A 23,787-nucleotide genomic window follows, 5' to 3' on the forward strand; every position below is an offset into this window, starting at 1 on the left:
CGCCGGGCTAGCCTTTTCGTTTATGGCCGCTGCGCGGGTTTGCGTCGTCGGGAGCATCAACGCCGACCTCACGTTCACTGTCGGAGCATTGCCGCGGCCCGGACAGACCGTGCTCGCGTCGTCCCTGGCGTCCGCGCCCGGCGGCAAGGGCGGCAACCAGGCGGTGGCGGCCGCGCGGGCGGGCGCCGAGGTGGCCCTGGTGGCCGCGCTCGGCGACGACGCCGCCGCTGCGAACCTGCGCGAGCATCTCCGGTCCAATGGGGTGGCGACCGACTCTGTGACATGCGTTCCCGGTCCGAGCGGATCGGCGGTGATCCTGGTCGATGGAGTCGGCGAGAACTGCATCGTGGTGGCGCCGGGCGCCAACGCCCGGCTCGAGGTGGACTCCGCCGCGGCGCGCACGGCCATCGTGTGGAGCGAGGTCGTGCTGATCCAGTTGGAGATCCCGGTGGCGACGGCGATCGCGGCGGCCCGGCTGGGCAAGGCTGCCGGGGCGGTCGTGATGCTCAACGCCTCACCGGGAGGCACCGCCGCCCATCAACTGCTCGCATTGTCGGAACTGGTCGACGTGGTGGTGGTGAACGAGACCGAGGCGGCCGAGTGGCACTGGCCGGCGCGGCATCTGGTGATCACCCGGGGCGCTCGAGGGGCCAGTTACGTGGGCGCCGACGAACGCTTCGACGTGCCGTCCCCCGCGGTGCGCGCGCTGGACACCGCCGGTGCCGGCGACGTGTTCGCCGGCGTGCTGGCTGCGGGCTGGACCGCAGGCCACGAGCAGGCCCTCCGCCGCGCATGCGCAGCCGGAGCGTTGGCCACCCTGGTGCGCGGGGCCGGTGACTGCGCCCCGTCGGCGTCCGACATCGACGCCGTCCTGACCCACTGAGACGGCCAACTGAAGCCGATACCGTTGGCGCTATAGTCGCCGACATGACCCAGGGAAACACTCCGCGACCACCCGAAGGCGACTGGCTCGGCACCCCGTACCTCAGGTTCGAGCGGCAGGGACCGTTCGGCGTGGTCACCCTGGACCGGCCCGAGGCCCGCAACGCGATGACGCCGGCCATGTACTTCGGCATCCGGTACGCGGTCACTCACGTCGAGGCGGACCCCGACCTGGCCGGCCTGCTGATCACCGGAACCGGGGACGTGTTCGCCCCCGGGGGCGACCTGGGCGGCGGTAACGGCGTCGACGACTGGATGAGCTTCGGCGCGGCCCTGTCGATGGACGTCACCCCGTTCGAAACCCTGCGCCAGTCGGTCAAACCGGTCGTGAGCGCGGTCAACGGCTTGTGTCAGGGCGGCGGGCTGCAGATCGCGATCTGCAGCGACATGGCCGTGATCAGCGACCGCGCCACATTCCGGGTGCCCGAGCTGTACCGCGGCATCGCCGACACGTACTACAGCCAGATGCTGGCCCGCCTGATCGGTCCGGTCCGCACTCGCGACCTGATGTTCACCGGCCGCACGCTCAATGCAAAGGAAGCCGTCGACTGGGGCATGGTTGCCCGAGTGGTACCGCACGACGAATTACTACCTGCCGCAACAGAAGTACTCGCCCAATGCTGCCGGACGGCGCCCCGTGCCCGCGGGGTGGTCAAGTCCAGTCTGGACAGCTACCTGGGCCTCTACGACCGGATCGGCATGAAGGCCAGCTACAGCGGCGACGAGGCCGCCGAGGGATTTCGCGCCTTCAAGGCGCGCCGCTCCCCGGAGTGGGTCCACCCGGACCTGCGTACCGAGGGCCGGCTCTAAACGCTGACCAGGTCCTCCCTGTCAGCCGTCGCGGGCTGCACATTGGCTCCGGGCCCCGCGGTGGGCAGGGACACCTCCACACCGGAGATGTCGATGACGCCGAACTGGGTGAAGTTGAGGAACGGCGTCGCCGAGGTGGTGATCTGCACCGTGGCGGTATGTCCGGGCTCCAGCGTGTAGGCCACGGCCTCCATCGGAATGGTGAAGGTGTGCTCCTTCCCGTCGAGCGTGACCGGAATCGGCGTGACCACGTTGCCGATCACCTGGCCGGTCTGATCGTCGACGATCTGGGCGTAGACGTGGCGGCTGGTGCCGATGCCGGAGTACGTCATCGTCAGCTCCGGTGCACCGACGATCTGGGTGGCGGTGCCCGACGGCGCCGTCACCTTGACGTTCACCGCGTTGGCGGCCTTCGTGCCGTCCCCGAGGCCGAACGGGATCCCCGCCGCGCCCGGTCCGGAACCGCCGAGGATCGGGACGATTCCCAGCAGCCCGCCGCTGCCCGACGCGCTGACCGGGGTCCCGGTGAAATTCGGGTCGGTCGGCAGCAGGTCGGACGTGTAGTGGTCGCCGTTCTGGTCGATCCACTGAAACTTGGGTAGACCGTCGTCCACGGCTTCGCCCTTGTGCTTGACGTAGGTGTCCAGCCAGCTCATCGTCGCGGACTCGACCATCTCGGTACTGTCGCCGGCCGGGGTTTCGCAGTTGCCGTGACCGCCGCAGAACCACACCATCTTCACCGGCACGCCGTTGGCGTCCAGGATCTGGGCGTTGTCCATCGCCTGCTGCAGCGGGAACAACACGTCGACGGTGCCCTGGATGATGAGCGTCGGCGCGGTGACCTTGTTGACCAGCGCGGTCGGGCCACTGCTGGCCAGCAGGGCTTGCTGCTCAGGGGTCAGGATGCCCAGCAGCCCACCGGTGAGGATGCCGCTGTACAGCTGGCTGTTGATGTTCGCCCCCGATGTCACCAAGGACAAGAGCAGCAGCGCCGCATACGACGTCTTGAACGCCTCGTTGGGATACAGCGAACTGTTCAGCGAGTTCCACGAGATCGTCGGGACGATCGCGTCGATCCGGTTGTCGGTGCCCGCGGCCACCCACTGGATGCCTCCGCCGTACGACGGGCCCACCATGCCCATCCGAGGATCATTGGCGGCGTCGAGTTGCGTGCCCGGCCGTTTGGCCACGTAGTCGATCATGGCCGACACGTCGCGACCCTCGAAGAACGGATTGTCGAGCTGCAGGATCCCGCCCGAGTCGTGCTCGCCGCGCGAATCCCAGGTGACGACGTTGTAACCCGCGTTGCGGAACGTGCCGACGCCGGTGGCTCCACCGGAGTACGGGTTCGTGTCGCCCGCACTCGACAGGCCCGCGCCACTGAAGATGGTCGGCGCCTCCTCCCCCGCCTGAAGGCCCGACGCCGGGAAGTAGTTCATGCTGATCGGAGTGCCGTCGAAGGACGTCACCTTGACCGTGTAGGCCACCGGGGTGCCCGCCGGCGCCAGCGCACCGACGTCCACGTTGACGTCCACCATCTCCGACTTTCCGATGAGCGGCGCCAACAGGTCGTTGACGATCGGCACCTGATGCACGATCACCAGCACCTGCGGCACGAACGATCCCACGATCGGAATCTGTTGCAGCGCAGCATCGAACGCGGTGGTCTCGGCGACCAGGACGGTGAACTTCTCCGTGCCGCCGCTGTCGACGACGGTGGCATAGGGCAGGAACGTGAAGGTGCCGTTGGCCGAGTCGAGCCGGACCTTGCCGCCCGCGCTCGGGTCGCCGATCACGGTGTAGGTGAGCGGCAGACCGGCGGAACTCGTGGCTCCCGTGGAGCCGTGGATGATGCCGTCGGTGATGCCGACCGACGGACTGGCCGTGATGCCACCGGTGACGCTCACGGACGGTGACACGGCGGCCGCGGAGAACTCCCGGCGTGCGGCCGCAAGCAAAACCCATCCGGCAGGCGAATCGGTCGACGGCGCGGTCGGCGAGTTTCCGGCCAGAGTCCTGGCGATGTCGTTGACGACGGTCTCGATGAGGCCCCGCACCGGAGCCACCTGCACGGCCGGTGGCGGTGCCGCCTCGGCCTTGGCCGTGACCGCCGGGGTCGCTGTGGTTTCGTCGGCCGGGCCGGAGTCGATGCTCTCGGTCGTCGACTCGACGGGCGCCGGGGTCTCGGCGTGATCCCGTAGGGGCCGCGGCAGGTTCGGCTTGACGAACGACAAGCCCCGCGCCGCCGGTGCTTCAGCGGGCACAGTGGCCTTGGGTTTTTCGATCCCCGGGGCGTTTTGTCCGTAGCCGCTGCCGCCGTGCCGGTTCAGTCCGGCTTCGATCTTGGCCTGAGCCTCCGACAGCCGGTCGGTGATCGATTGCACGACATCGGACTTCGGCGTCGTCGAGCTCGCGCGGTGGCGACCGGACTCACCGAGCTTGGTAGGCCGGTCCTTGATCGCCGCACGCACCGTCGCCGGTCGCGACGTGCGGGTGCTCTGCCGGTCCTTGGCGGCACCCTTGTTGGCCGCTTGGGCGGACGGCGAATCGGACGAGGTGTCGCTGGTACCGGGCGATGCCGAGGCCACCGGCGTACCCAGTGCCTGCCCACCCAGAACGACGGCCGACCCGACCCCGAGCGCAACCGCCAATCCGCCTACCCGACCGACGTACTTTGCAGCACCCAACGCGACCTCCTAGACCCGGCATTCGGCGATGCCGAACTGTGACCCGACGCACATTAGCGCGTCGCTGCGGCCCAGAAGGTTAGCTTGTCAATTTTTTGCGTCGTCAATTGGGAGAAGCCACACGGGCTGAGGAAAACTACTGCTCAGGGACGTTCCGCTCGATCTCGTCGAGCCAGATCCGCGCCGACATGTCCGACGGAGCCCGCCAGTCCCCACGCGGCGACAGCGAGCCGCCGTGCGACACCTTGGGCCCGTTGGGCAGCGCCGAACGCTTGAACTGCGAGAACGAATAGAACCGTTGGGCGAAGACCTGAAGCCAGTGCCGGATCTCGCCGAGCGAATACACCGGGCGCTTGTCCTCGGGGAACCCGGCGGGCCAATCGCCGTGGGCCGCGTCATGCCAGGCATGCCAGGCCAGGAAGGCCACCTTCGACGGGCGGAAGCCGTATCGCAGCACCTGGAACAACGAAAAGTCCTGCAGCGCATAGGGACCAACCTTGGCCTCGCTGCTCTGGATCTCCTCATCCTCGCCGGTGGGCACCAACTCCGGGGTGATCTCGGTGTCGAGCACCGAGTGGAGGACCTCATTGACTTCAGAGTCGTCGCCGCTGAACTGACCGGATGAGATCACCCACCGGATCAGATGCTGGATCAGGGTTTTCGGCACGCCGCCGTTGACGTTGTAGTGCGACATCTGGTCGCCGACACCGTAAGTCGACCACCCCAGTGCCAGCTCCGACAGGTCCCCGGTGCCGAGCACGATGCCGCCGCGCTGATTGGCCAGCCGGAACAGGTAATCGGTGCGCAGGCCGGCCTGGACGTTCTCGAACGTGACGTCGTAGACCTCCTCACCGCGACCGAACGGATGGTCCATCTCGGTGAGCATCAACTCGGCGGTCTTCTTGATGTCGATCTCTTCGAACGTCACCCCCAGCGCCCGGCTCAACCGGATCGCGTTGTTCTTGGTGCGGTCGCCGGTGGCGAAGCCGGGCAGGGTGAAGGCGAGAATGTCACTGCGCGGGCGGTTCTCCCGGTCCATCGCCCTGGCCGCCACGATCAGGGCATGGGTGGAATCCAGGCCACCGGACACCCCGATCACCACCTTGGGGTATTTCAGCGCCCGCAGCCGCTGCTCCAGCCCGGAGACCTGAATGTTGTAGGCCTCATAGCAATCCTGTTGCAGCCGTGCCGGATCCGCAGGCACGAACGGAAACCGCTCGATCTCGCGCCGCAACCCGATGTCACCTGTCGGCGGGTCGAGCTGGAACTCGATGCGACGGAACGTATCTACCTGGGCGCCATGACTTCTCGCGTTGTCGTCGAACGTGCCCATGCGCAGCCTCTCGGAACGCAACAGCTCCAGATCCACGTCGGCGACCGAGCGTCGTTCACCGCGCGGGAAGCGCTCGCTCTCGGCGAGCAGCAGCCCGTTCTCCCAGATCATGGTCTGGCCGTCCCAGGCCAGGTCCGTCGTCGACTCCCCCTCGCCGGCCGCGGCGTACACATAGGCGGCCAGACACCGCGACGACGCCGAACGCGCCAGCAGCGCACGATCTTCGGCGCGGCCGACGGTGATCGGACTGCCCGAGAGATTCGCCAACACCGTCGCGCCGGCGAGCGCCGCCTGTGCGCTGGGCGGCACTGGGACGAACATGTCCTCACAGATCTCGACGTGCAGGACCAGCCCCGGTACGTCGGAGGCCACGAACAGCAGGTCCGGGCCGAACGGCACCTCGGCGCCGGCCACCCGGATGGTGCCGCGGATATCGGCCCCGGATGCCATCTGCCTGCGCTCGTAGAACTCCCGGTACGTCGGCAGATAGGACTTGGGTGCCACACCGAGCACCGCACCGCGGTGGATGACGACGGCGGTGTTGTAAATCCGGTGCCGGTACCGAAGTGGTGCGCCGACCACCAGCACCGGTGCCAGCACCACCGATGCCGCGACGATTTCGATGAGTGCCTGCTCCACCGACTCCAGCAGGGCATCCTGCATCAGGATGTCGTCGATCGAATAACCCGACAGGGTCAGCTCGGGGAACACCGCGACGGCCACCCCGTCGTCGTGGCAGGCCTGCGCCAACCGGAGCACCGATTCTGCGTTCGCCGGCGGATCCGCCAACGCCGTGTGGTGAGTGCACGCGGCAACCCGCGCGAAACCGTGGTGATAGGCGCTGTAGAAGTCCATCGAGCCCATTGTCACCCGAAAAGTGTCAAGATCGGGCCACTGGGTACCAAATGACGCATGAGCGATACCGCCGTAGTCGTTGTGGACATGCTCAACAGCTATCAGCACGAGGATGCCGAACTGCTCGCACCCAACGTGGCGCCCATCATCGATCCGCTGGTCGGGCTGATCAAGAGCGCTCGCGACCGCGACGACATCGATCTGATCTACGTCAACGACAACTACGGCGATTTCACCGCCCAGTTCAGTGACATCGTCGAAGCCGCGCTGGCCGGTGAGCACCCGGATCTGGTCCGGCCGATCGTCCCGGCGGACGACTGCCTGGTGCTGACCAAGGTGCGCCACAGCGTGTTCTATGCGACCGCGCTGGACTACCTGTTGGGCCGGTTGGGCACCCGCCGACTGATCCTGGCCGGCCAGGTTACCGAGCAGTGCATCCTCTACAGCGCTCTGGACGCCTATGTGCGACATTTCGACGTGGTGATCCCGTCCGACGCGGTCGCGGGCATCGACGCCGGCCTGGGCGAGGCGGCGCTGCAGATGATGCGGCGCAACATGAGCGCCGAGATCGTCTCCGCCGCCAAATGCCTGGACTGACGGGCGGCCTATCCTGGCGAGGGTGGATGCTCCCGAACTCGTCGCCCTCCTGGAGGGACGCCGCGTCGCGGTGCTGACGAGAGCCGGGATGTCGACCGATTCGGGCATCCCCGACTACCGCGGCCCCGATTCCCCGCCCAGCAACCCGATGACGATCCGACAGTTCACCTCTGATCCGGAGTTCCGTCAGCGGTACTGGGCCCGCAATCATGTCGGCTGGCGCCACATGGACGAGACGCTGCCGAATGCCGGGCATCGCGCCTTGGCCGCGCTGGAAGACGCCGGGGTGGTGAGTGGACTGATCACCCAGAACGTCGATCTTCTGCACAGCAAGGCCGGAAGCCGGTCGGTGGTCAACCTGCACGGCACCTATGCACAGGTGATCTGCCTGGACTGCGGCGCGACGATGGGTCGCGACGAGCTGGCCGACGCACTGGAGACGGCCAATCCCGGCTTCATCGAACGCGCCGAGGCGGTCGGCGGCATCGCAGTGGCACCCGACGCCGACGCCGTGGTCAGCGACACCGATTCGTTCACCATCGTGGACTGCCCGGGCTGTGCGGGCATGCTCAAACCCGACATCGTCTACTTCGGCGAGAGTGTCCCGAAAGATCGCGTCGAGCAGGCGTATTCGATGGTGGAGGACGCCGAGGCACTGTTGGTCGCGGGCTCCTCGCTGACGGTGTACTCCGGCTATCGATTCGTCCGGCACGCGGCCGCGCACGACATCCCGGTGGGGATCATCAACCGCGGCCCCACCCGCGGCGACGACCTGGCCACAGTCAAGGTCGAAGCCGGCTGTTCGGAGATGTTGACCCTGTTGGCCGGTGAACTCAGAACGTGGTCCGCCAAACCTGTTGCCGGGTAATGGTTCTCATCCTCAGAGAGGAGGCCGGTTCGCAGACCGAAAGCGAGCGTTGACAGTGCCGCGTAACCGGCGTCTACTGGTAGACAGCGGTACAGATGAGGTCGGACGATGGATGTCCACACAGCACGCCAAGCGATGCCTGCCCTGAACCTCCATGCCTGAGGCGTTGGAGACCATGATCGTGCCGATCACCGCGATGTTGCGCAGCCTGACATACGGAGAGCCGGTGGCCAGTCGAGCTGCCGACCGGCGGTGGGCCAACGACAGAATTCGCCGTAGAAAGCGATTCACCGACAGTTGTCGAGACAACCGACTGGCACACCAGCGGCGCTGCGACAAACCCAACAACGACAGCGATATTCACCAGCACTACGCATCTTCCGACTAGCACCGATCATGGTGCCGGCAGCGGTACGGCCCGGGGGCAGCAGACCTCATCCGGCCCGGGGCCCGGCGATCGCCCAGGTGGCGTAGGCTCAGACCTATCGGCGGTACTCCGTACACGCGACTTTTCGAGTGTGTCACCGCTGATTCTCAGGATAGGGCCGAATCCGGCCAAGACAGGAGCGTCGCGATGACGCCGCAGCAGACTCGTAAGAATGATCAGAACTCGACCGTGCCCGCGCACACACCACGGTTGCGATTAAAACCCAAGTCGCCCCGAAGCGGACACGTCGATGGGGCATGGTGGCCGCACTCCGATGACCTCACCACCGAATTGCCAGATCTGCTGGCGGTGCTCTCGGTACGCCTGGGCCGGATCGAGCGGGTGTTGTATCACCTGACGGCATGGGCCAGTGCCCCACGCAAACTCGTCACCGGTGGACACACGCTACGCCTGGACGGCTACCAGCTTCAGCCGATCAACACGATCGAGGTTCTCGGCCTCGGCGGCGAACGCCTCACTTTGCTGGTGATCCCGCCACACACCAGCCCCGACGACGCTCACACCGCCATGATGTCCGCGGCGGAACCGAACAACGCCGCCAGTACCGACGGATTGCTCATGACCAGTGAGCGCGACCGGGCATGGCGCACACAGGCTTCCAACGCTCAAAAACGCTGGGGATCAACTGGTGGCACCACAATGTCCCGAGAGCGCATGCAGAGCTAGCGCAGTTCGCGGCATTGGATACGTCATCGAACCGGCGAGCTCAGAACGTGCACGGCATCGACCGGATAGCGTGCACGAAGTTGCCCGCCAGATAGGCCGGCTCACCCGCGGCGATGTCGGGCAGCTGGTGCAGCAGCTCACCGAAGATCGCCCGCAACTGTGTCCGGGCGACGTGTGCGCCCAGGCAGAAATGACGGCCGCCGCCCCCGAATCCCAGGTGCGGGTTGGGCTTACGGCTCAGATCGAAGACCTCGGTCCGGTCGAACACTTCGGAATCCTGGTTGCCCGAGGCGTAGAACATCACCACCTTCTCCCCCGCCAGGATCTGCTGCCCACCGAGTTCGACGTCGACGGCCGCGGTGCGGCGGAACGTCATCACCGGGGTCGCCCACCGCACGAACTCCTCGACCGCTCCGCCGATCCGGTCGTCGAAATCGGCCATGAGCCAGGCCCGTTGGTCGGGATGGTCGGTCAGTGCCTTGAGCGCGTGGCTGGTGGTCTGGCGGGTGGTGTCGTTGCCCGCCACCGCCAGTAGGACGAAGAACGCCGCAACCTCGGCGTCGGTGAGCCGGTCCCCGTCGACCTCGGCGTGAACCAGTGCGCTGATCAGATCGTTGCCCGGGTTCTCCCGACGTTCCGCGGCAAGTGCGTTCGCCACCTGATGCAGGTACATCTGGTTCTGCATCAGCACCTCGAGCGGGTGGCGCCCGGCCAGGTAGACCGGGTCGGCCCAGGACACCAGCGCGTCGGCGGCATGCGCCACCTGCTGACGCTCGGACTCGGGGATGCCGACCATGTCCGACAACGTGCGGATCGGTAGTTCCTTGGCGCACTGATCGACGAAGTCCACCCCGCTGCCGACTTCTTTGAGCTCGGCCACGATCTGACGGGCGTTGTCCTTGATCGAGTCTTCGATGCGGGCCACCTGCCGGGGCGTGAATGCGGCGTGGACCAGTTTGCGGATCAGCGTGTGCCGTGGCGCGTCCATCGCCAGGAAGGACTGTGACGCCTCGAGCAACTCCTCCGGAACGGACTCGAACAACACCCCTTTGCCCGACAGGAATGTCTCGCTGTCACGGCTCACCGCCACGATGTCCGCGTGCCGGGTGACCGCCCAGAACCCGCGATCGTCGGGATCCGGCATGAGCGCGTCCTCGACGGGCGGATGCCAACTGACCGGGCGGGAGGCACGTAGCTCGGCGAAGGCGACCTCGCGATCAGCGGCCGTGGTGGCCCAGAACACCCGTGAGGACAGGTCGATCGGGTCGTAGGGGCGGGCCGCAGCAGGCCAGGAAGCAGCAGATGTGATGGGCGACACAGTCATGGTGGTGACGATAAGTCTAGACACTATGTCTAGTCAAGGTGTGTCGCGTTCCGATACGCTGGGCCCATGCCATCGGTAACGCGAAAACCGCAGGCCAAAAGGGAGGAACGGCGCGAGCGGATCGAACGCCAACTGCTCGACGCCACCGACCGGCTGATGGCCGACGGCACCAGCTTCACCGAACTCAGCGTGGACAGACTGGCCACCGAGGCCGGGATCTCCCGGGCCAGCTTCTACATCTACTTCGAGGACAAGGGTCATCTGCTGCGCCGGCTGGCCAGCCAGGTGTTCGGCGATCTCACCCGCGCTGCCGAGCGGTGGTGGGGCGTCGCCGGTCGCCGCGACCCCGCCGACGTCCACGCCGCCATGTCCGGCATCGTCGCCAGCTATCGGAGCCATCAGCCGGTGCTGATCGCGCTCAACGAGATGTCGGGTTATGACCCACTGGTCGGGCAGACCTACCGTGAACTGCTGACGGGGATCGCCGACCAGCTCACGAAAGTGATCGAGGACGGGCAGTCCGACGGGACCATCCGGCCACAACTGCCTGCCGCCGTCACCGCGAGCACGCTGACCTGGATGGTGGAACGGACCTGCCACCAGAATCTGCCGTCACACCCGGCCTCCTACGACGCCGAGCTGGCCGACACGCTCACCGAGATCATCTGGGGTGCCCTGTATCTGGAGTCCCCGCCCCGGTGATTTCGGTGCATCTGGCGCCGGGCGGCTCCGGTGCATGCTCCCAAATCGCTAGAGAGCGACCAGATCGTCGGCGTGCACCGCGGGCCGGCGCAGTTCGGCCGGCAGATCAGGCGTCGAGCGGCCGATGATCGCGGCCAGCTCCGACGCCTCGTAGGCGACCACGCCACGCGCGACCGTCTTGCCGTCCAACGCCCGGAGATCCACCACATCGCCGCCGTGGAAGTGACCGGAGACCTCGGTGATCCCGGCAGGCAGCAATGAACGCCGCTGCTTGACGACCGCCCGCACCGCACCGTCGTCAAGGGTCAACACTCCGTGCGACTCCGCCGTGTGGCGAACCCAGAACCGCCGCGCCGACATCCGCTCTGGCCGCGGCGCGAACACCGTGCCCACCGAGGCGTCGCTCAGTGCCGCGGCCGCATCCGCGGCGGCGGCAAGCAGCACCGGCACCCCGGCATCGGCCGCCAGCAGGGCCGACGACAGCTTCGATGCCATGCCGCCGGTGCCCAGGTTGCTACCGCCGCCCGCGACCACCCCGTCGAGGTCCCCTTGCGCCCCGACCTCGGGAATGAAGCGCGCGTTCCCTTTTCGGGGATCAGAGTCGTACAGGCCGTCGATGTCAGACAGCAGGATCAGCGCGTCGGCGCCGACCAGCTGGGCCACCAGCGCCGAAAGCCGATCATTGTCGCCGAACCTGATCTCGTTGGTGGCCACGGTGTCGTTCTCGTTGACGATCGCGACCGCGTGCAGCGCGCGCAACCGGTCCAGCGTGCGCTGAGCGTTGTTGTGCTGAACCCGCATCGCGATGTCATGGGCGGTCAGCAGTACCTGCCCGACCGTGCGGCTGTAGACGGCGAAGGCCGAACTCCAGGCGTTGACCAGGGCCACCTGCCCGACGCTGGCGGCCGCCTGCTTGGTGGCCAGATCGGTGGGGCGCTTGGACAGCCCGAGCGGCTCGATACCGGCGGCGATGGCACCCGACGACACGATCACCAGGTCGGAACCGGCCCGCATCCGACCCTCGATGGCCTCGACCAGGACCGCGAGGCGGCCCGCATCGAAGACACCGGAGGGGGTGGTCAGCGCAGTGGTGCCGACCTTGACGACGACACTGCGAGCGGTCCGAATCGCTTCCCGGTGTACCGAGGGCGCCGAGCCTGCGCTCGTCACTCGTCTTCACTCCCGGGCTGGCGCCGTTCACGACGCGCGGCCTTGCGCTCGGCGGCGCCGATGCGGTCGGTCTGCTCGAGCCGGATGTCTGTGCCACGTCCAGTGAGCGGCATGTCGACGCCGGCAGGAGTCTGCGGTTCCCAGTCGAAGGTCATATCGCCGATGGTCACGGCGCAGCCGGGCTTGGCGCCCTTCTTCCACAAGGCGTCCTCGACACCCAACCGCGCCAACCGGTCACCGAGGTAACCGACGGCCTCGTCATTGTCGAAGTTGGTCTGGGCGATCCAGCGCTCGGGTCGGGTACCTCGCACGATGAACCCGCCGTACCCGTCGGTCTCGACGGTGAAGCCGCTGTCGTCGACGGCGATCGGGCGGATCACCGGACGCCTCGGCACCACCTCGGGTTGCGCATCGCGATACGCCTTCACCATCTCCCACAAGGCAAAGATCAACGGCCGCAAGCCATCACGGCTGACCGTCGAGATCTCATACACCGGCCAGCCGAACTGCGACTGCACTTCTTCACGCACGAAGTCGGCAAGCTCGCGGGCGTCGGGAACGTCGATCTTGTTGAGCACCACCGCACGTGGCCGCGACGCCAGGTCACCCAACGCGGAATCGCCCTGCAGGGTCGGGGTGTACGCCGCGAGTTCCGCCTCCAGCGCCTCGATATCGGAGATCGGGTCACGCCCGGGCTCCATGGTGGCGCAATCCACGACATGCACGAGCACCGCGCAGCGCTCAAGGTGCCGAAGGAATTCCAGGCCCAGACCACGCCCCTCGGACGCACCGGGGATCAAGCCGGGAACGTCGGCGACGGTGAAGGTGTTTTCGCCGGCCGACACCACACCCAGGTTGGGCACCAGTGTGGTGAACGGGTAGTCGGCGATCTTGGGCTTGGCCGCCGAGATGGTCGACACCAGAGAGGATTTACCCGCCGACGGGAAACCGATCAGACCGACATCGGCGACGGTTTTCAGCTCGAGCGTGAGATCCCGGGTCTGGCCCTTCTCACCGAGCAGGGCGAAGCCGGGCGCCTTGCGGGCCCGGGAAGCGAGTGCGGCGTTACCGAGTCCCCCGCGACCACCGGCCGCCGCCTCGAACCGGGTACCGGCACCGACCAGGTCCGCCAGCATGCGGCCGTTCTCATCCAGCACCACGGTGCCGTCCGGCACGCGCACGATCAGATCGTCGCCGGCCGCGCCGTCACGATTGCTGCCCGCGCCCTGCTTACCCGAGGGCGCGACGACATGCGGATGGAAATGAAAGTCGAGCAGGGTGTGAACCTGCGGATCGACGACGAGCACGATGCTGCCACCGTGACCACCGTTACCGCCGTCAGGGCCACCGAGGGGTTTGAATTTCTCGCGGTGCACCGACGCGCAGCCGTGGCCGCCGTTGCCTGCACTCGCATGGATGACGACGCGGTCGACAAACCGTGGCATCAGACATCCTCTCCGTCGAATGTGAAGCTATCGCGAAAGTCCTATCGAGAACTCGCAGCTGCTTCACATTCGCGGAGAATCCTCTGAGTCTCAGGCCTCCGGGCGCGGCACGGGAACGATGTTCACGTGCTTGCGACCGCGCTTGGAACCGAACTCCACGGAGCCGGGGGCCAGCGCGAACAGCGTGTCATCGCCACCACGACCGACGTTGACGCCGGGGTGGAAGTGAGTGCCGCGCTGACGGACGAGGATCTCGCCTGCCTTGACGACCTGACCACCGAAACGCTTCACGCCGAGCCGCTGTGCTGCGGACTCGCGACCGTTACGAGAGCTGGAAGCGCCCTTTTTGTGTGCCATTAGTTCGCTCCCTCGTTACTTGATGCCGGTGACCTTGAGCACGGTCAGCTGCTGACGGTGCCCCTGGCGCTTGTGGTAGCCGGTCTTGTTCTTGAACTTGTGGATACGGATCTTGGGACCCTTGGTGTGCTCGAGCACCTCGCCGGTGACGGCAACCTTGGCCAGGTCATCGGCCTTGCTGGTGACCTTGGCACCGTCGACCACGAGGGCCACGGGCAGCGACACCGACGCGCCGGGCTCGGCGTCGAGCTTCTCAACCTTCACCACGTCACCGGCGGCAACCTTGTACTGCTTGCCACCGGTCTTGACGATTGCGTATGTCGCCATCGTGTCCTCTGCTCTGCTGCTCTCTGCGGGCGCGCGCTACCGGTCGGTGCGTGCGCGGGTCTTGGGTGGCGGGATATCCCGCCGTCACCAGCCTGTGGTCACACAGGCACTGGAGACAACTGGTCAAGGGTACTTGACCAGCGGGTAGAGGGTCAAACCGCCCTCTACTCGTGGGTCGGCGGCCCCGCGGGCCTGGCTGCGGCACGTCGACGAGTGCGGCCGCGGGAAGGCTGCACCTCCGCAATCACCGGAGCCGGCGCCTGGTAGACGTCTTCTTCGGGCTCGTCTTCGTCTTCCTCATCATCCGAGTCCTCATCGTCTTCCTCGTCATCCGAGTCGTCGTCTGAGTCCTCGTCGTCCGAGTCGTCGTCGATGTCGTCGAGGTCGTCATCCTCGTCGTCATCGTCGAGGTCGTCGTCGAGGTCGATCTCGTCCTCGGCGTCATCCTCATCGGAGTCTTCGGAGTCTTCGGAGTCGTCGGCCTCGTCGGAGTCGTCGGCCTCGTCCGGTTCGTCGGCGTCCTGCGTATCGAACTCGCCGCCGGTCGACTCATCGGCCTGCTCGGCCGTCGTCTGCTCGTCGCCCTCGGCCTCGTGAACCTCGCCGTCGGTCTGCTCGTGCTCGTCGAAGGCTTCGTGGGCCCCATGGCCCTCGTCATCTTCGTCGTGGCGGCCGTTGGCTGCGGCCATGGCCTTGAACATCGGATGTTCGCCGGCGGGATGATCGGGCACCTTGACGACCGGCACCTCTTCGGGCTCCGGGCGGGCATTGCCCCGCTTGCCCCGCTTGCTGCGACGGCTACCGCCGGTGGTTTCGGACTTGCGTCCGGCGTTCGACGACGAGGCGGTGTCGACCGGGTCACCGTGCAACACGATGCCGCGACCCGCGCAGTGCGTGCAGGTGGTCGAGAAAGCTTCGACGAGACCCGTTCCCAACCGCTTTCGGGTCAGCTGGACGAGGCCCAGTGAGGTCACCTCGGACACCTGATGGCGGGTGCGGTCCCGGCCCAGCGCCTCGGTCAGCCTGCGCAACACCAGATCCCGGTTCGACTCGAGCACCATGTCGATGAAGTCGATCACCACGATGCCGCCGATGTCCCGCAACCGCAGTTGCCGCACGATCTCCTCGGCCGCTTCCAGGTTGTTGCGGGTGACGGTCTGCTCGAGATTGCCGCCTGCGCCGGTGAACTTGCCGGTGTTGACGTCGACGACGGTCATCGCCTCGGTGCGGTCGATCACCAGGGTGCCACCCGAGGGCAGCCACACCTTGCGGTCCAGCGCCTTCGCCAGCTGCTCGTCGATGCGGTGCACGGCGAACACGTCGGGAGCCTCGGCGCCGCCGGCGGGTTCGTACTTCGTGAGCCGGCCCACCAGATCGGGAGCGACGGTGTTCACGTAGGAGTTGATCGTGTCCCAGGCCTCGTCGCCCGAGACGATCAGACCCGAGAAGTCCTCGTTGAACAGGTCGCGGATGACCTTGACCAGCACGTCGGGTTCTTCATAGAGGGCGACGGCCGCTCCCGCCTTCTTCGCGGTGACCTCGGCGGCCTTGGCCTCGATCTCGGTCCAGCGCTGTTGCAGCCGCTCGACGTCGGAGCGGATGTCCTCTTCTTTGACGCCCTCCGAGGCGGTCCGGATGATCACACCGGCATCGGCGGGCACGACCTCCTTGAGGATCTCCTTGAGCCGCTGACGTTCGGTGTCGGGCAGCTTGCGGCTGATCCCGGTCGACGACGCGCCCGGCACGTAGACCAGGTAGCGGCCGGCCAGCGACACCTGCGTGGTGAGCCGGGCACCCTTGTGCCCGACCGGATCCTTGCTGACCTGGACGACGACATAATCACCCGGCTTGAGGGCCTGCTCGATCTTGCGGTTCGACCCGCCGAGGCCGGCGGCCTCCCAGTTCACCTCACCGGCATAGAGCACACCGTTGCGGCCGCGGCCGATATCGACGAAGGCGGCCTCCATCGAGGGCAGCACGTTCTGCACGATGCCGAGGTAGATGTTGCCGACCAGGCTGGCGGACGCCGCGGACGTAACGAAATGCTCGACGACGACGCCGTCTTCCAGCACGGCGATCTGGGTGTAGCGGGCGCCCTCGTGGGGCGGCTCGGTGCGGATCTTGTCGCGCACGATCATGGTGCGTTCGACGGCCTCGCGCCGGGCCAGGAACTCGGCCTCGCTCAGGATCGGGGGCCGACGGCGGCCGGCATCGCGGCCATCGCGGCGGCGCTGACGCTTGGCCTCCAGACGGGTCGATCCGCTGATCCCCTGGATCTCCGAATCGTCGCTGCTCTTGCCGGACCGCTCGGCCCGGGGCGCGCGCTCGTGCACGACGGTGTTCGGCGGGTCATCCGGAGAGCTCGCGTCATCGTTGTCGCCCGAACCGGACTTGCGCCGGCGGCGGCGGCGACGGCGTCGGCTGCTGCCGTCACCACCTGCGGTGTCCTCGTCGTTGTTCTCGTCCGACTCATCGGAGTCGTCTTCGGAATCCTGATCGGACTCGCCTTGATCGTCGGCGGTGTCGGCATCGGAATCCGGGCCCGAGTCGGTGTCGTCTGCCTGCTCACCACGCCCACGACCCCGCCCGCGCCGGCCGCGGCGCCGCCGGCGAGCGGCCGGACGATCGGCCTGCTCGTCATCGGTATCGACGTCGGCGTCGGCGTCGGCATCCGTGTCGGTGTCGGCGTCGGTGTCGTCTTCGTCGTCATCCTCTTGGACACGCACCGGGACGAACGCCACGGGCTGCGGGGCGACGAACAGCGGCAGGTAATCGGCCCGCTCGGTGTGAGCTTCGCGAGCCGGGGGGATGTTGGCGGTCTCCAGGATCAGCCGCGACTCGGGCTCGTCGCCCACGAGGACGGGGTCGGCCTCGGCGGCTTCGCCCTCGGGAGCGTCGACCGCAGCGGCCTCCGGCGCGTCGACAGGAGCCGCGACCGACTCGGCCACCATGACACTGACTGCTTCGACCTGGACCGGTTCTGCCTGCTCAACCGGCTCCGGGTCGGTCGACCCGAGGGCCAACGCGTCGCGGACCCGCTCGGCGTCGGCCTTTTCGACCGTGGAGTGCGCACTGCGCTGACGCCCATCGAACTCGGCCAGGGCGTCGAGCACGCGCCGGCTTGTCGTTCCGAGCACCCGCGCCAGGGAGTGGACTCTCAGCCGCTCGGGCAGTCCCTCCTGCTGCGGAGTCTGGGTTGATAGGTCGTCATTCTGGGCATCTTCGGCCACGAATTCTCCTCAAGCCCCCGGGCGCGTCGTAACGACGCGGCCACGCGAGGGCTTCCGCTATTGGCCCGGGACACTTTCCCCGGGCTTGTTGTGGTCTCGCTCCGGGCGGTTCGCTACCGAACCCACCCGGTGCCTGGCTGAATGATGGCTGGACGGCCCGCGCCGCACCGGATTGCGGTGGTCGCGCTCGTCGAAGTCTTCATTCGGGTGTTCAACCTCGGTTGAGGCTGAACACCCGAAGCCAGTATCCCACATCACTGACGCGGTACAGACCAGACTGCGAGAAGGTTTATCCGGCGGAGGCTTCGCCAGGGAACCACAGGGCGATCTCACGGGCCGCCGACTCCGGCGAATCCGATCCGTGCACGAGGTTGTCCTGGGTCACAAGCGCCAGGTCACCGCGGATGGTGCCGGGCACAGCCTTCTCCACCGGGTCGGTGCCACCGGCGATCTGACGGAACGCCGCGATGGCACGCGGGCCCTCCACGATGGCGGCGACGACGGGCCCGGAGGTGATGAACTCCAGCAGCGAGTCGAAGAACGGCTTGCCGTCATGCTCGGCGTAGTGCTGCTTGGCCAGCTCGACGCTGACGTTCTTCAGTTCCAGCGCGGCGAGGGTCAGGCCCTTGCGCTCGATCCGGGAGAGGATCTCTCCGACCAGGTGGCGCTGCACGCCGTCGGGCTTGATCAGGACAAGGGTCTGCTCAGTCACGAGCAGAGAGCGTACCGGTCGGTAACCGCGCTGCGCCATTTCGGGCCCTCGGCCGAGCCGGGACTGCGGCACAGCTACGACGCGGCTATTCGCTGGGCGGCTGCTGGCCGGGCAGCAGACCGCGATCCTGTCTGCGTTTGACCTCGCGCCGCAGGTACACGATCAACAGCCAGACCACGGCGAAGATCACGCCGATGAAGCCGATCGCCCCATGGATCAGCGCCCCGGCGATCACCACAAGCTGGATGCCCAGGTTCGCCCAGATGGCCCACGGCCGGCCCTGGATCCCGGACATCAGGATCAACACGACGGCCAGCCCGACCACGAAGCCGCCCGAGGCCCAGGTCAGCCCCGCCGCGCTGGTGCCCACCACCGGCAATGCCAGCAATACGACGATGGCTTCCAGGATCAGCGTCCCCGCCATCACCCCACGGAAGCTCTTCCAGGGGTCGGGTGGTGCCGGCGTGTCGCCGGGCGTCGGATCGCTCGGGGTCTGATTGCCCTGGGTCTGATCGTTCATTGCGGGTCCCGTCCGAACAGGGTCCGGGCCGCGCCGGCGGTCACCACCGAACCGGTGATCACCATGCCGGCCCCGGACAGGCCTTCGTCTGCACCGGCCTCTTCCACCAGCGCGGTCGCCGTCTCGATGGCGTCCGGCAGCGTCGTGGCGGTGATCACGCGATCCTGGCCGAAGCGCTCCTCGGCCAGCAGCGCCAGCGACTCGACCTCCATCGCCCGCGGCGACCCGTTGTGGGTGACCACGATCTGATCGAAGACGGGCTCCAGCGCGGTCAGGATTCCACCGACGTCCTTGTCCCCCATCACCGACACCACCCCGACCAGATAGCGGAAGTCGAACTCCTGCTGCAGGGTCTGCGCCAGCGCTGCCGCACCGGCCGGATTGTGCGCCGCGTCAATGAAAACCGTTGGCGCACTTCGCATCCGTTCCATCCGGCCCGGGCTCTGGACCGACGCGAAGCCGGCCCGGATCGCGTCGACGTCGAGCTGACGGTCGGCACCAGCACCGAAGAACGCCTCGACCGCGGCCAATGCCAGAACGGCGTTGTGCGCCTGATGTTCACCGTGCAGCGGCAGGAAGATATCGGAGTACACGCCGCTCAGACCCTGCAGCTCCAGCACCTGTCCGCCGATGGCGATCTGCCGGCTGAGCACAGCGAATTCCGAGTCTTCACGGGCGACGGCCGCGTCGGCGCGCACTGCCTCTTCCAGCAGCACCTCCATGGCCTCCGGAACCTGCTTCGCGATGACGGCCACCGTGTCGGTCGGCACCAGGTCGTCGGGCTGCCGGGTGATGATGCCGGCCTTCTCCCCCGCTATCTCGGCGATCGTGTCACCGAGATAGTCAGTGTGGTCGATCCCGATCGGCGTGATCACCGCGACGGGGGCATTGACGACGTTGGTGGCGTCCCAGCGCCCACCCATCCCGACCTCGATGACCCCGACATCGATGGGCACGTCGGCGAAGGCGGCGAACGCCATCGCGGTCAGAACCTCGAACTTGCTCATCTTGGGGCCCCCGGCAGCTTCGGACTGCTGGTCCACCAGCTGCACGAACGGTTCGACCTCTCGATAGGTCTCGACGTAACGGGCCGGGGTGATGGGCTTTCCGTCGATCGAGATGCGCTCTACGGCGGACTGCAGGTGCGGACTGGTGGTGCGCCCGGTACGCCGGTGCAGCGCGGTCAGCAGCGCGTCGATGATGCGGGCCACCGACGTCTTGCCGTTGGTCCCCGCGACGTGAATCGACGGGTAGGCACGTTGCGGTGAGCCCAGGAGCTCCAGCAGCGCCGCGATCCGGGCAGTGCTGGGGTCGAGTTTGGTCTCGGGCCACCGCTGGTCGAGGAGGTGCTCGACCTGCAGCAGCGCGGCGACCTCGTCCGGCGAAGGGACCGGATCGGTCATTGGGGCAGCCCGGCCAGGCGTGCCGTGATCCGCTCGACCTCTTCGGAGGCCAGCTGCTGGCGGCCGCGGATCTTGTCGACGACGTTCTCGGGAGCCTTGCCGAGGAAGGCCTCGTTGCCGAGTTTGGCCGTGGTGGTCGCGAGTTCCTTCTGGGCGGCGGCCAGGTCCTTCTCCAACCGGCGCCGCTCGGCCGCCACATCGACGGTGCCCGAGGTGTCCACCTCGACGAGCACCGTGGCCTGCGCCAGACGCACCTCGACCGAAGCCGACGGGGTGAACCCGTCACCGGCGTCGGTCAGCCACGCCAGCGCGGTGACTGCGGGCAGCTGCTCGGTCAAGCCGGCCTCGGTGATCGCCGAGAGCCGGGCCGGAACCCGCTGCCGGTCGGCCAGACCCTGGTCGCTGCGGAAGCGTCGCACCTCGGTGATCAGCTTCTGCATGTCGGCAATGTGTTGAGCGGCAACCTGATCCAGCGCGATACCGGAGGCCTGCGGCCACTGCGCGATGACGATGGACTCACCATCGGTGAGCGTCTTCCACAACGTCTCGGTGACGAACGGCATCACTGGGTGCAGCAGCTTGAGCAGAGCGTCCAGCACGGCGGCCAGAACCGCCGTTGTATGAGCGACACCCTCCCCGAGTTGCACCTTGGCCAGTTCCACGTACCAGTCGCAGAACTCGTCCCAGGCGAAGTGGTACAGCGACTCGCAGGCGCGGTTGAACTCGTAGCTGTCGAGTGCGGCATCCACCTCGGCGCGAACCTCTTCGAGGCGGCCGAGGATCCAGCGGTCGGCGTCGGTCAGGTCGGCGAGCGCCGGCAGTTCAGCGGGCGCCGCCCCGTTCATCAGCGCGAACCGGGTCGCGTTGAACAGCTTGGTGGCGAAGTTGCGGGAGGCCCTGGCGTGGTCCTCACCGATGGACAGGTCGCCGCCGGGGCTGGCGCCGCGGGCCAGGGTGAACCGCAGGGCGTCGGCACCGAATTTCTCCACCCAGTCCAGCGGGTCGATGCCGTTGCCACGCGACTTGCTCATCTTGCGCCCGAACTCGTCACGGATGAGGCCGTGCAGGAAGACGTTTTCGAACGGCACCTGCGGACCGCGGGCGCCATCGAACGTGATGGCCGGATCGTCGCCGACGAACGTGCCGAACATCATCATCCGCGCCACCCAGAAGAACAGGATGTCGTAGCCGGTGACCAGCACCGAGGTCGGATAGAACTTGGCCAGATCCGGAGTGTGCTCGGGCCAGCCCATCGTGGAGAACGGCCACAGCGCCGAGGAGAACCACGTGTCGAGCACGTCGCGGTCCTGCTCCCAGCCCTCCGGCGGGGTCTCGTCGGGGCCGACGCACACCGTCTCGCCGTTGGGTCCGTGCCAGATCGGGATCCGGTGGCCCCACCACAACTGCCGCGAGATGCACCAGTCGTGCATGTTGTCCACCCAGGCGAACCACCGCGGCTCCAGGCTCGGCGGGTGAATCACGGTGTCGCCGTTGCGCACCGCATCGCCGGCCGCCTTGGCCAGGCCGTCCACCTTGACCCACCACTGCAGGGACAGCCGCGGCTCGATGGGCTCACCGCTGCGCTCGGAGTGCCCGACGCTGTGCAGGTAGGGCCGCTTCTCGGCGACGATCCGGCCCTGCTCGGCCAGCGCCTCGCGGATCTTGACCCGGGCCTCGAACCGGTCCATGCCGTCGAATTGCGTTCCGGTGTCGGCGATCCGGCCCTTGGCGTCCATGATGGTCGGCATCGGAAGCTGATGACGCAGCCCGATCTCGAAGTCGTTCGGGTCGTGCGCGGGAGTGACTTTGACTGCGCCGGTACCGAATTCGGGGTCGACGTGGGTGTCGGCCACGATGTTCATCTCGTGGTCGACGAACGGGTGCGGCAGAGTCTTGCCGACCAGATGGCGGTAACGCTCGTCATCGGGATGCACCGCGATCGCGGTGTCACCGAGCATGGTCTCCACACGGGTGGTGGCGACGATGATGTGGGGCTCGTCGTCGTTCATCGAGCCGTAGCGGAACGAGACCAACTCGCCCTCGACGTCCTCGTATTTGACCTCGAGGTCGCTGATCGCGGTCTCCAGCACCGGTGACCAGTTGACCAAGCGCTCAGCTTGGTAGATCAGCCCGGCATCGAAGAGCCGCTTGAAGATGGTCCGCACCGCGCGCGACAGGCCCTCGTCCATGGTGAAGCGGTCGCGGCTCCAGTCCACGCCGTCACCGAGGCGACGCATCTGCCCGCCGATGGTGCCGCCCGACTCACGCTTCCAGTCCCAGACCTTCTCGACGAACAGCTCGCGGCCGAAGTCTTCCTTGGTCTTGCCGTCGACAGCGAGCTGCTTCTCCACCACGGTCTGGGTGGCGATGCCGGCATGGTCCATGCCGGGCAGCCACAGCACCTCGAAGCCCTGCATCCGCTTGCGGCGCGTGAGCGCGTCCATCAGCGTGTGGTCGAGCGCGTGGCCCATGTGCAGGCTGCCGGTCACGTTGGGCGGCGGCAGCACGATCGAGTACGGCGGCTTTTCGCTGGCCGGATCGGCGGTGAAGTATCCGGCGTCCACCCAGCCCTGGTACAGGTCGGCTTCTACCGCAGCCGGATCCCAGGATTTGGGGAGGGCATCGGCACGGTTGTCAGGGGTGGGAGTCACCGAGCCATTCTAAGAAGGACGTGCACCGAAACGCGAAAGCCCCCGATGCCCGGTGCGTTCGCTGGGCGTCGGAGGCTCTCGAGCTGGTGCGGGTGGGCCTACTTCTTGCCGCCGAGCAGGCCGCCGAGGATCTCGCCGATGGCGTTGTTCTGGCCGCCACCGCCGCCCAGAACACTGCCCAGGATGCTGCCGAGCGGGTTGTTGTTGCCGCCGCCGGTCGCGCCACCGAGGATGCTGCCGAGGATGTCCCCGAGCCCGCCGCCGGAAGCCTGCGGCTGGGGCGCGGACTGCGCGGGCGCGTTCTGCTGCGAGAACTGCTTGCCGATGTAGGCCAGCACGATGGGCGCCAGGATCGGCAGCAGCTTCTTGATCAGATCACCGCCGCCGGCGCCGGTACCCGCGAGCGCCGAGGCGACCTGGTTGCTGTCGTTGCCGCCGAAGATCTTCGACACGATCTGGTTGCCCTCGTTGGCGTCGACTTGATCGACGCTCACTCCGCCGTCGAGCAGGCCACTGGCACCCTGCGCCGTGACCGCAGACTCGAGGTCGCTCGAATCGATGTTGTCAGCCTGCACGTTCTCGGCCACACCACCGACGAGCGCGGGCACCAGCGTCTTGATGGCGGCGTTCACCTCGCCTTCATCTGCGCCGAGCTTGCTTGCGATATCCGCCACGGGGATCTGCGCGAACAGATCGTCGAGACCGGCCATTTTTCTATCCCACCTTCGTTGCTGGCGTAC

20 protein-coding genes are annotated in these 23,787 nt (G+C 67.2%); 7 read left to right on the top strand and 13 right to left on the bottom strand.

Translation table 11 applies throughout. The features are described 5' to 3' along the window. Positions 1 to 22 precede the first annotated feature (22 nt). The gene (locus tag AC4ELS_RS29405; RefSeq protein WP_499050506.1) at positions 23 to 883 is read left to right on the top strand and encodes a ribokinase; all 861 of its coding nucleotides are present in this window, start codon (positions 23 to 25) and stop codon (positions 881 to 883) included. Between the two features lie 44 nt (positions 884 to 927). Beyond that, a complete protein-coding gene (locus AC4ELS_RS29410) occupies positions 928 to 1,752 on the top strand; it encodes an enoyl-CoA hydratase/isomerase family protein (RefSeq protein ID WP_499050508.1) in 825 nt (274 codons plus the stop codon). Here the strand turns inward: AC4ELS_RS29410 and AC4ELS_RS29415 are convergent. Both AC4ELS_RS29415 and AC4ELS_RS29420 read right to left on the bottom strand, forming a co-directional pair. Then, a complete protein-coding gene (locus AC4ELS_RS29415; RefSeq protein ID WP_499050511.1) occupies positions 1,749 to 4,439 on the bottom strand; it encodes a S15 peptidase family protein in 2,691 nt (896 codons plus the stop codon). The genes AC4ELS_RS29410 and AC4ELS_RS29415 overlap by 4 nt on opposite strands. A gap of 136 nt (positions 4,440 to 4,575) precedes the next feature. After that, the gene (locus AC4ELS_RS29420; RefSeq protein WP_499050514.1) at positions 4,576 to 6,627 is read right to left on the bottom strand and encodes an NAD(+) synthase; all 2,052 of its coding nucleotides are present in this window, start codon (positions 6,625 to 6,627) and stop codon (positions 4,576 to 4,578) included. Positions 6,628 to 6,684: 57 nt separating this feature from the next. On the opposite strand from AC4ELS_RS29420, the gene AC4ELS_RS29425 reads away from it, so the two are divergent. The 4 genes from AC4ELS_RS29425 (at position 6,685) to AC4ELS_RS29440 (ending at position 9,206) form a co-directional block, all read left to right on the top strand. After that, positions 6,685 to 7,224, top strand: a complete 540-nt coding sequence (locus AC4ELS_RS29425; RefSeq protein ID WP_064882498.1) for a cysteine hydrolase family protein — start codon at positions 6,685 to 6,687, stop codon at positions 7,222 to 7,224. Between the two features lie 22 nt (positions 7,225 to 7,246). Further along, entirely contained in the window at positions 7,247 to 8,092 is an 846-nt protein-coding gene (locus AC4ELS_RS29430; protein WP_499050517.1) for an NAD-dependent protein deacetylase, read from the top strand. Positions 8,093 to 8,246: 154 nt separating this feature from the next. Continuing rightward, positions 8,247 to 8,480 carry a hypothetical protein gene (locus AC4ELS_RS29435; RefSeq protein WP_463804849.1) on the top strand — a complete coding sequence of 78 codons (234 nt, stop codon included), beginning with the start codon at positions 8,247 to 8,249 and terminating at the stop codon, positions 8,478 to 8,480. A 186-nt stretch (positions 8,481 to 8,666) separates the two neighbouring features. Further along, positions 8,667 to 9,206 carry a DUF5994 family protein gene (locus tag AC4ELS_RS29440; protein WP_463791438.1) on the top strand — a complete coding sequence of 180 codons (540 nt, stop codon included), beginning with the start codon at positions 8,667 to 8,669 and terminating at the stop codon, positions 9,204 to 9,206. A gap of 40 nt (positions 9,207 to 9,246) precedes the next feature. On the opposite strand, the gene AC4ELS_RS29445 is transcribed toward AC4ELS_RS29440, so the two are convergent. Then, the gene (locus AC4ELS_RS29445) at positions 9,247 to 10,530 is read right to left on the bottom strand and encodes a cytochrome P450 (protein ID WP_499050521.1); all 1,284 of its coding nucleotides are present in this window, start codon (positions 10,528 to 10,530) and stop codon (positions 9,247 to 9,249) included. 66 nt (positions 10,531 to 10,596) lie between these two features. Between AC4ELS_RS29445 and AC4ELS_RS29450 the strand changes: the two genes are divergently transcribed. Then, positions 10,597 to 11,232 (top strand): TetR/AcrR family transcriptional regulator, encoded by a 636-nt coding sequence (locus AC4ELS_RS29450; protein WP_499050524.1) that lies wholly within the window; start codon positions 10,597 to 10,599, stop codon positions 11,230 to 11,232. Positions 11,233 to 11,280: 48 nt separating this feature from the next. On the opposite strand, the gene proB is transcribed toward AC4ELS_RS29450, so the two are convergent. The 10 genes from proB to AC4ELS_RS29500 form a co-directional block, all read right to left on the bottom strand. Then, entirely contained in the window at positions 11,281 to 12,402 is a 1,122-nt protein-coding gene (gene proB, locus AC4ELS_RS29455; protein ID WP_064960358.1) for a glutamate 5-kinase, read from the bottom strand. Beyond that, positions 12,399 to 13,847 carry a GTPase ObgE gene (obgE, locus tag AC4ELS_RS29460; RefSeq protein WP_064882511.1) on the bottom strand — a complete coding sequence of 483 codons (1,449 nt, stop codon included), beginning with the start codon at positions 13,845 to 13,847 and terminating at the stop codon, positions 12,399 to 12,401. Before obgE ends, proB begins: the two co-directional genes overlap by 4 nt. A gap of 90 nt (positions 13,848 to 13,937) precedes the next feature. Next, complete coding sequence (rpmA, locus tag AC4ELS_RS29465; protein WP_003879727.1) at positions 13,938 to 14,204, bottom strand: 50S ribosomal protein L27; 267 nt, start codon at positions 14,202 to 14,204, stop codon at positions 13,938 to 13,940. Between the two features lie 15 nt (positions 14,205 to 14,219). Further along, positions 14,220 to 14,531 (bottom strand): 50S ribosomal protein L21, encoded by a 312-nt coding sequence (gene rplU / locus AC4ELS_RS29470; RefSeq protein WP_029367319.1) that lies wholly within the window; start codon positions 14,529 to 14,531, stop codon positions 14,220 to 14,222. A 164-nt stretch (positions 14,532 to 14,695) separates the two neighbouring features. Continuing rightward, on the bottom strand, positions 14,696 to 17,761 hold the full coding sequence (gene rne / locus AC4ELS_RS29475; protein WP_499050528.1) for a ribonuclease E: 3,066 nt from the start codon (positions 17,759 to 17,761) through the stop codon (positions 14,696 to 14,698). Positions 17,762 to 18,050: 289 nt separating this feature from the next. Continuing rightward, a complete protein-coding gene (gene ndk, locus AC4ELS_RS29480) occupies positions 18,051 to 18,473 on the bottom strand; it encodes a nucleoside-diphosphate kinase (protein WP_055115579.1) in 423 nt (140 codons plus the stop codon). Positions 18,474 to 18,558: 85 nt separating this feature from the next. Next, the gene (locus AC4ELS_RS29485; RefSeq protein ID WP_064882516.1) at positions 18,559 to 18,993 is read right to left on the bottom strand and encodes a DUF4233 domain-containing protein; all 435 of its coding nucleotides are present in this window, start codon (positions 18,991 to 18,993) and stop codon (positions 18,559 to 18,561) included. Continuing rightward, positions 18,990 to 20,396, bottom strand: a complete 1,407-nt coding sequence (folC, locus tag AC4ELS_RS29490; RefSeq protein WP_064882518.1) for a bifunctional tetrahydrofolate synthase/dihydrofolate synthase — start codon at positions 20,394 to 20,396, stop codon at positions 18,990 to 18,992. Before folC ends, AC4ELS_RS29485 begins: the two co-directional genes overlap by 4 nt. Continuing rightward, entirely contained in the window at positions 20,393 to 23,047 is a 2,655-nt protein-coding gene (locus tag AC4ELS_RS29495; RefSeq protein WP_499050530.1) for a valine--tRNA ligase, read from the bottom strand. Before AC4ELS_RS29495 ends, folC begins: the two co-directional genes overlap by 4 nt. 98 nt (positions 23,048 to 23,145) lie before the next feature. After that, positions 23,146 to 23,757 (bottom strand): DUF937 domain-containing protein, encoded by a 612-nt coding sequence (locus AC4ELS_RS29500; RefSeq protein ID WP_064882522.1) that lies wholly within the window; start codon positions 23,755 to 23,757, stop codon positions 23,146 to 23,148. Positions 23,758 to 23,787 lie beyond the last annotated feature (30 nt).

Source organism: Mycobacterium shunyiense, assembly GCF_058270035.1.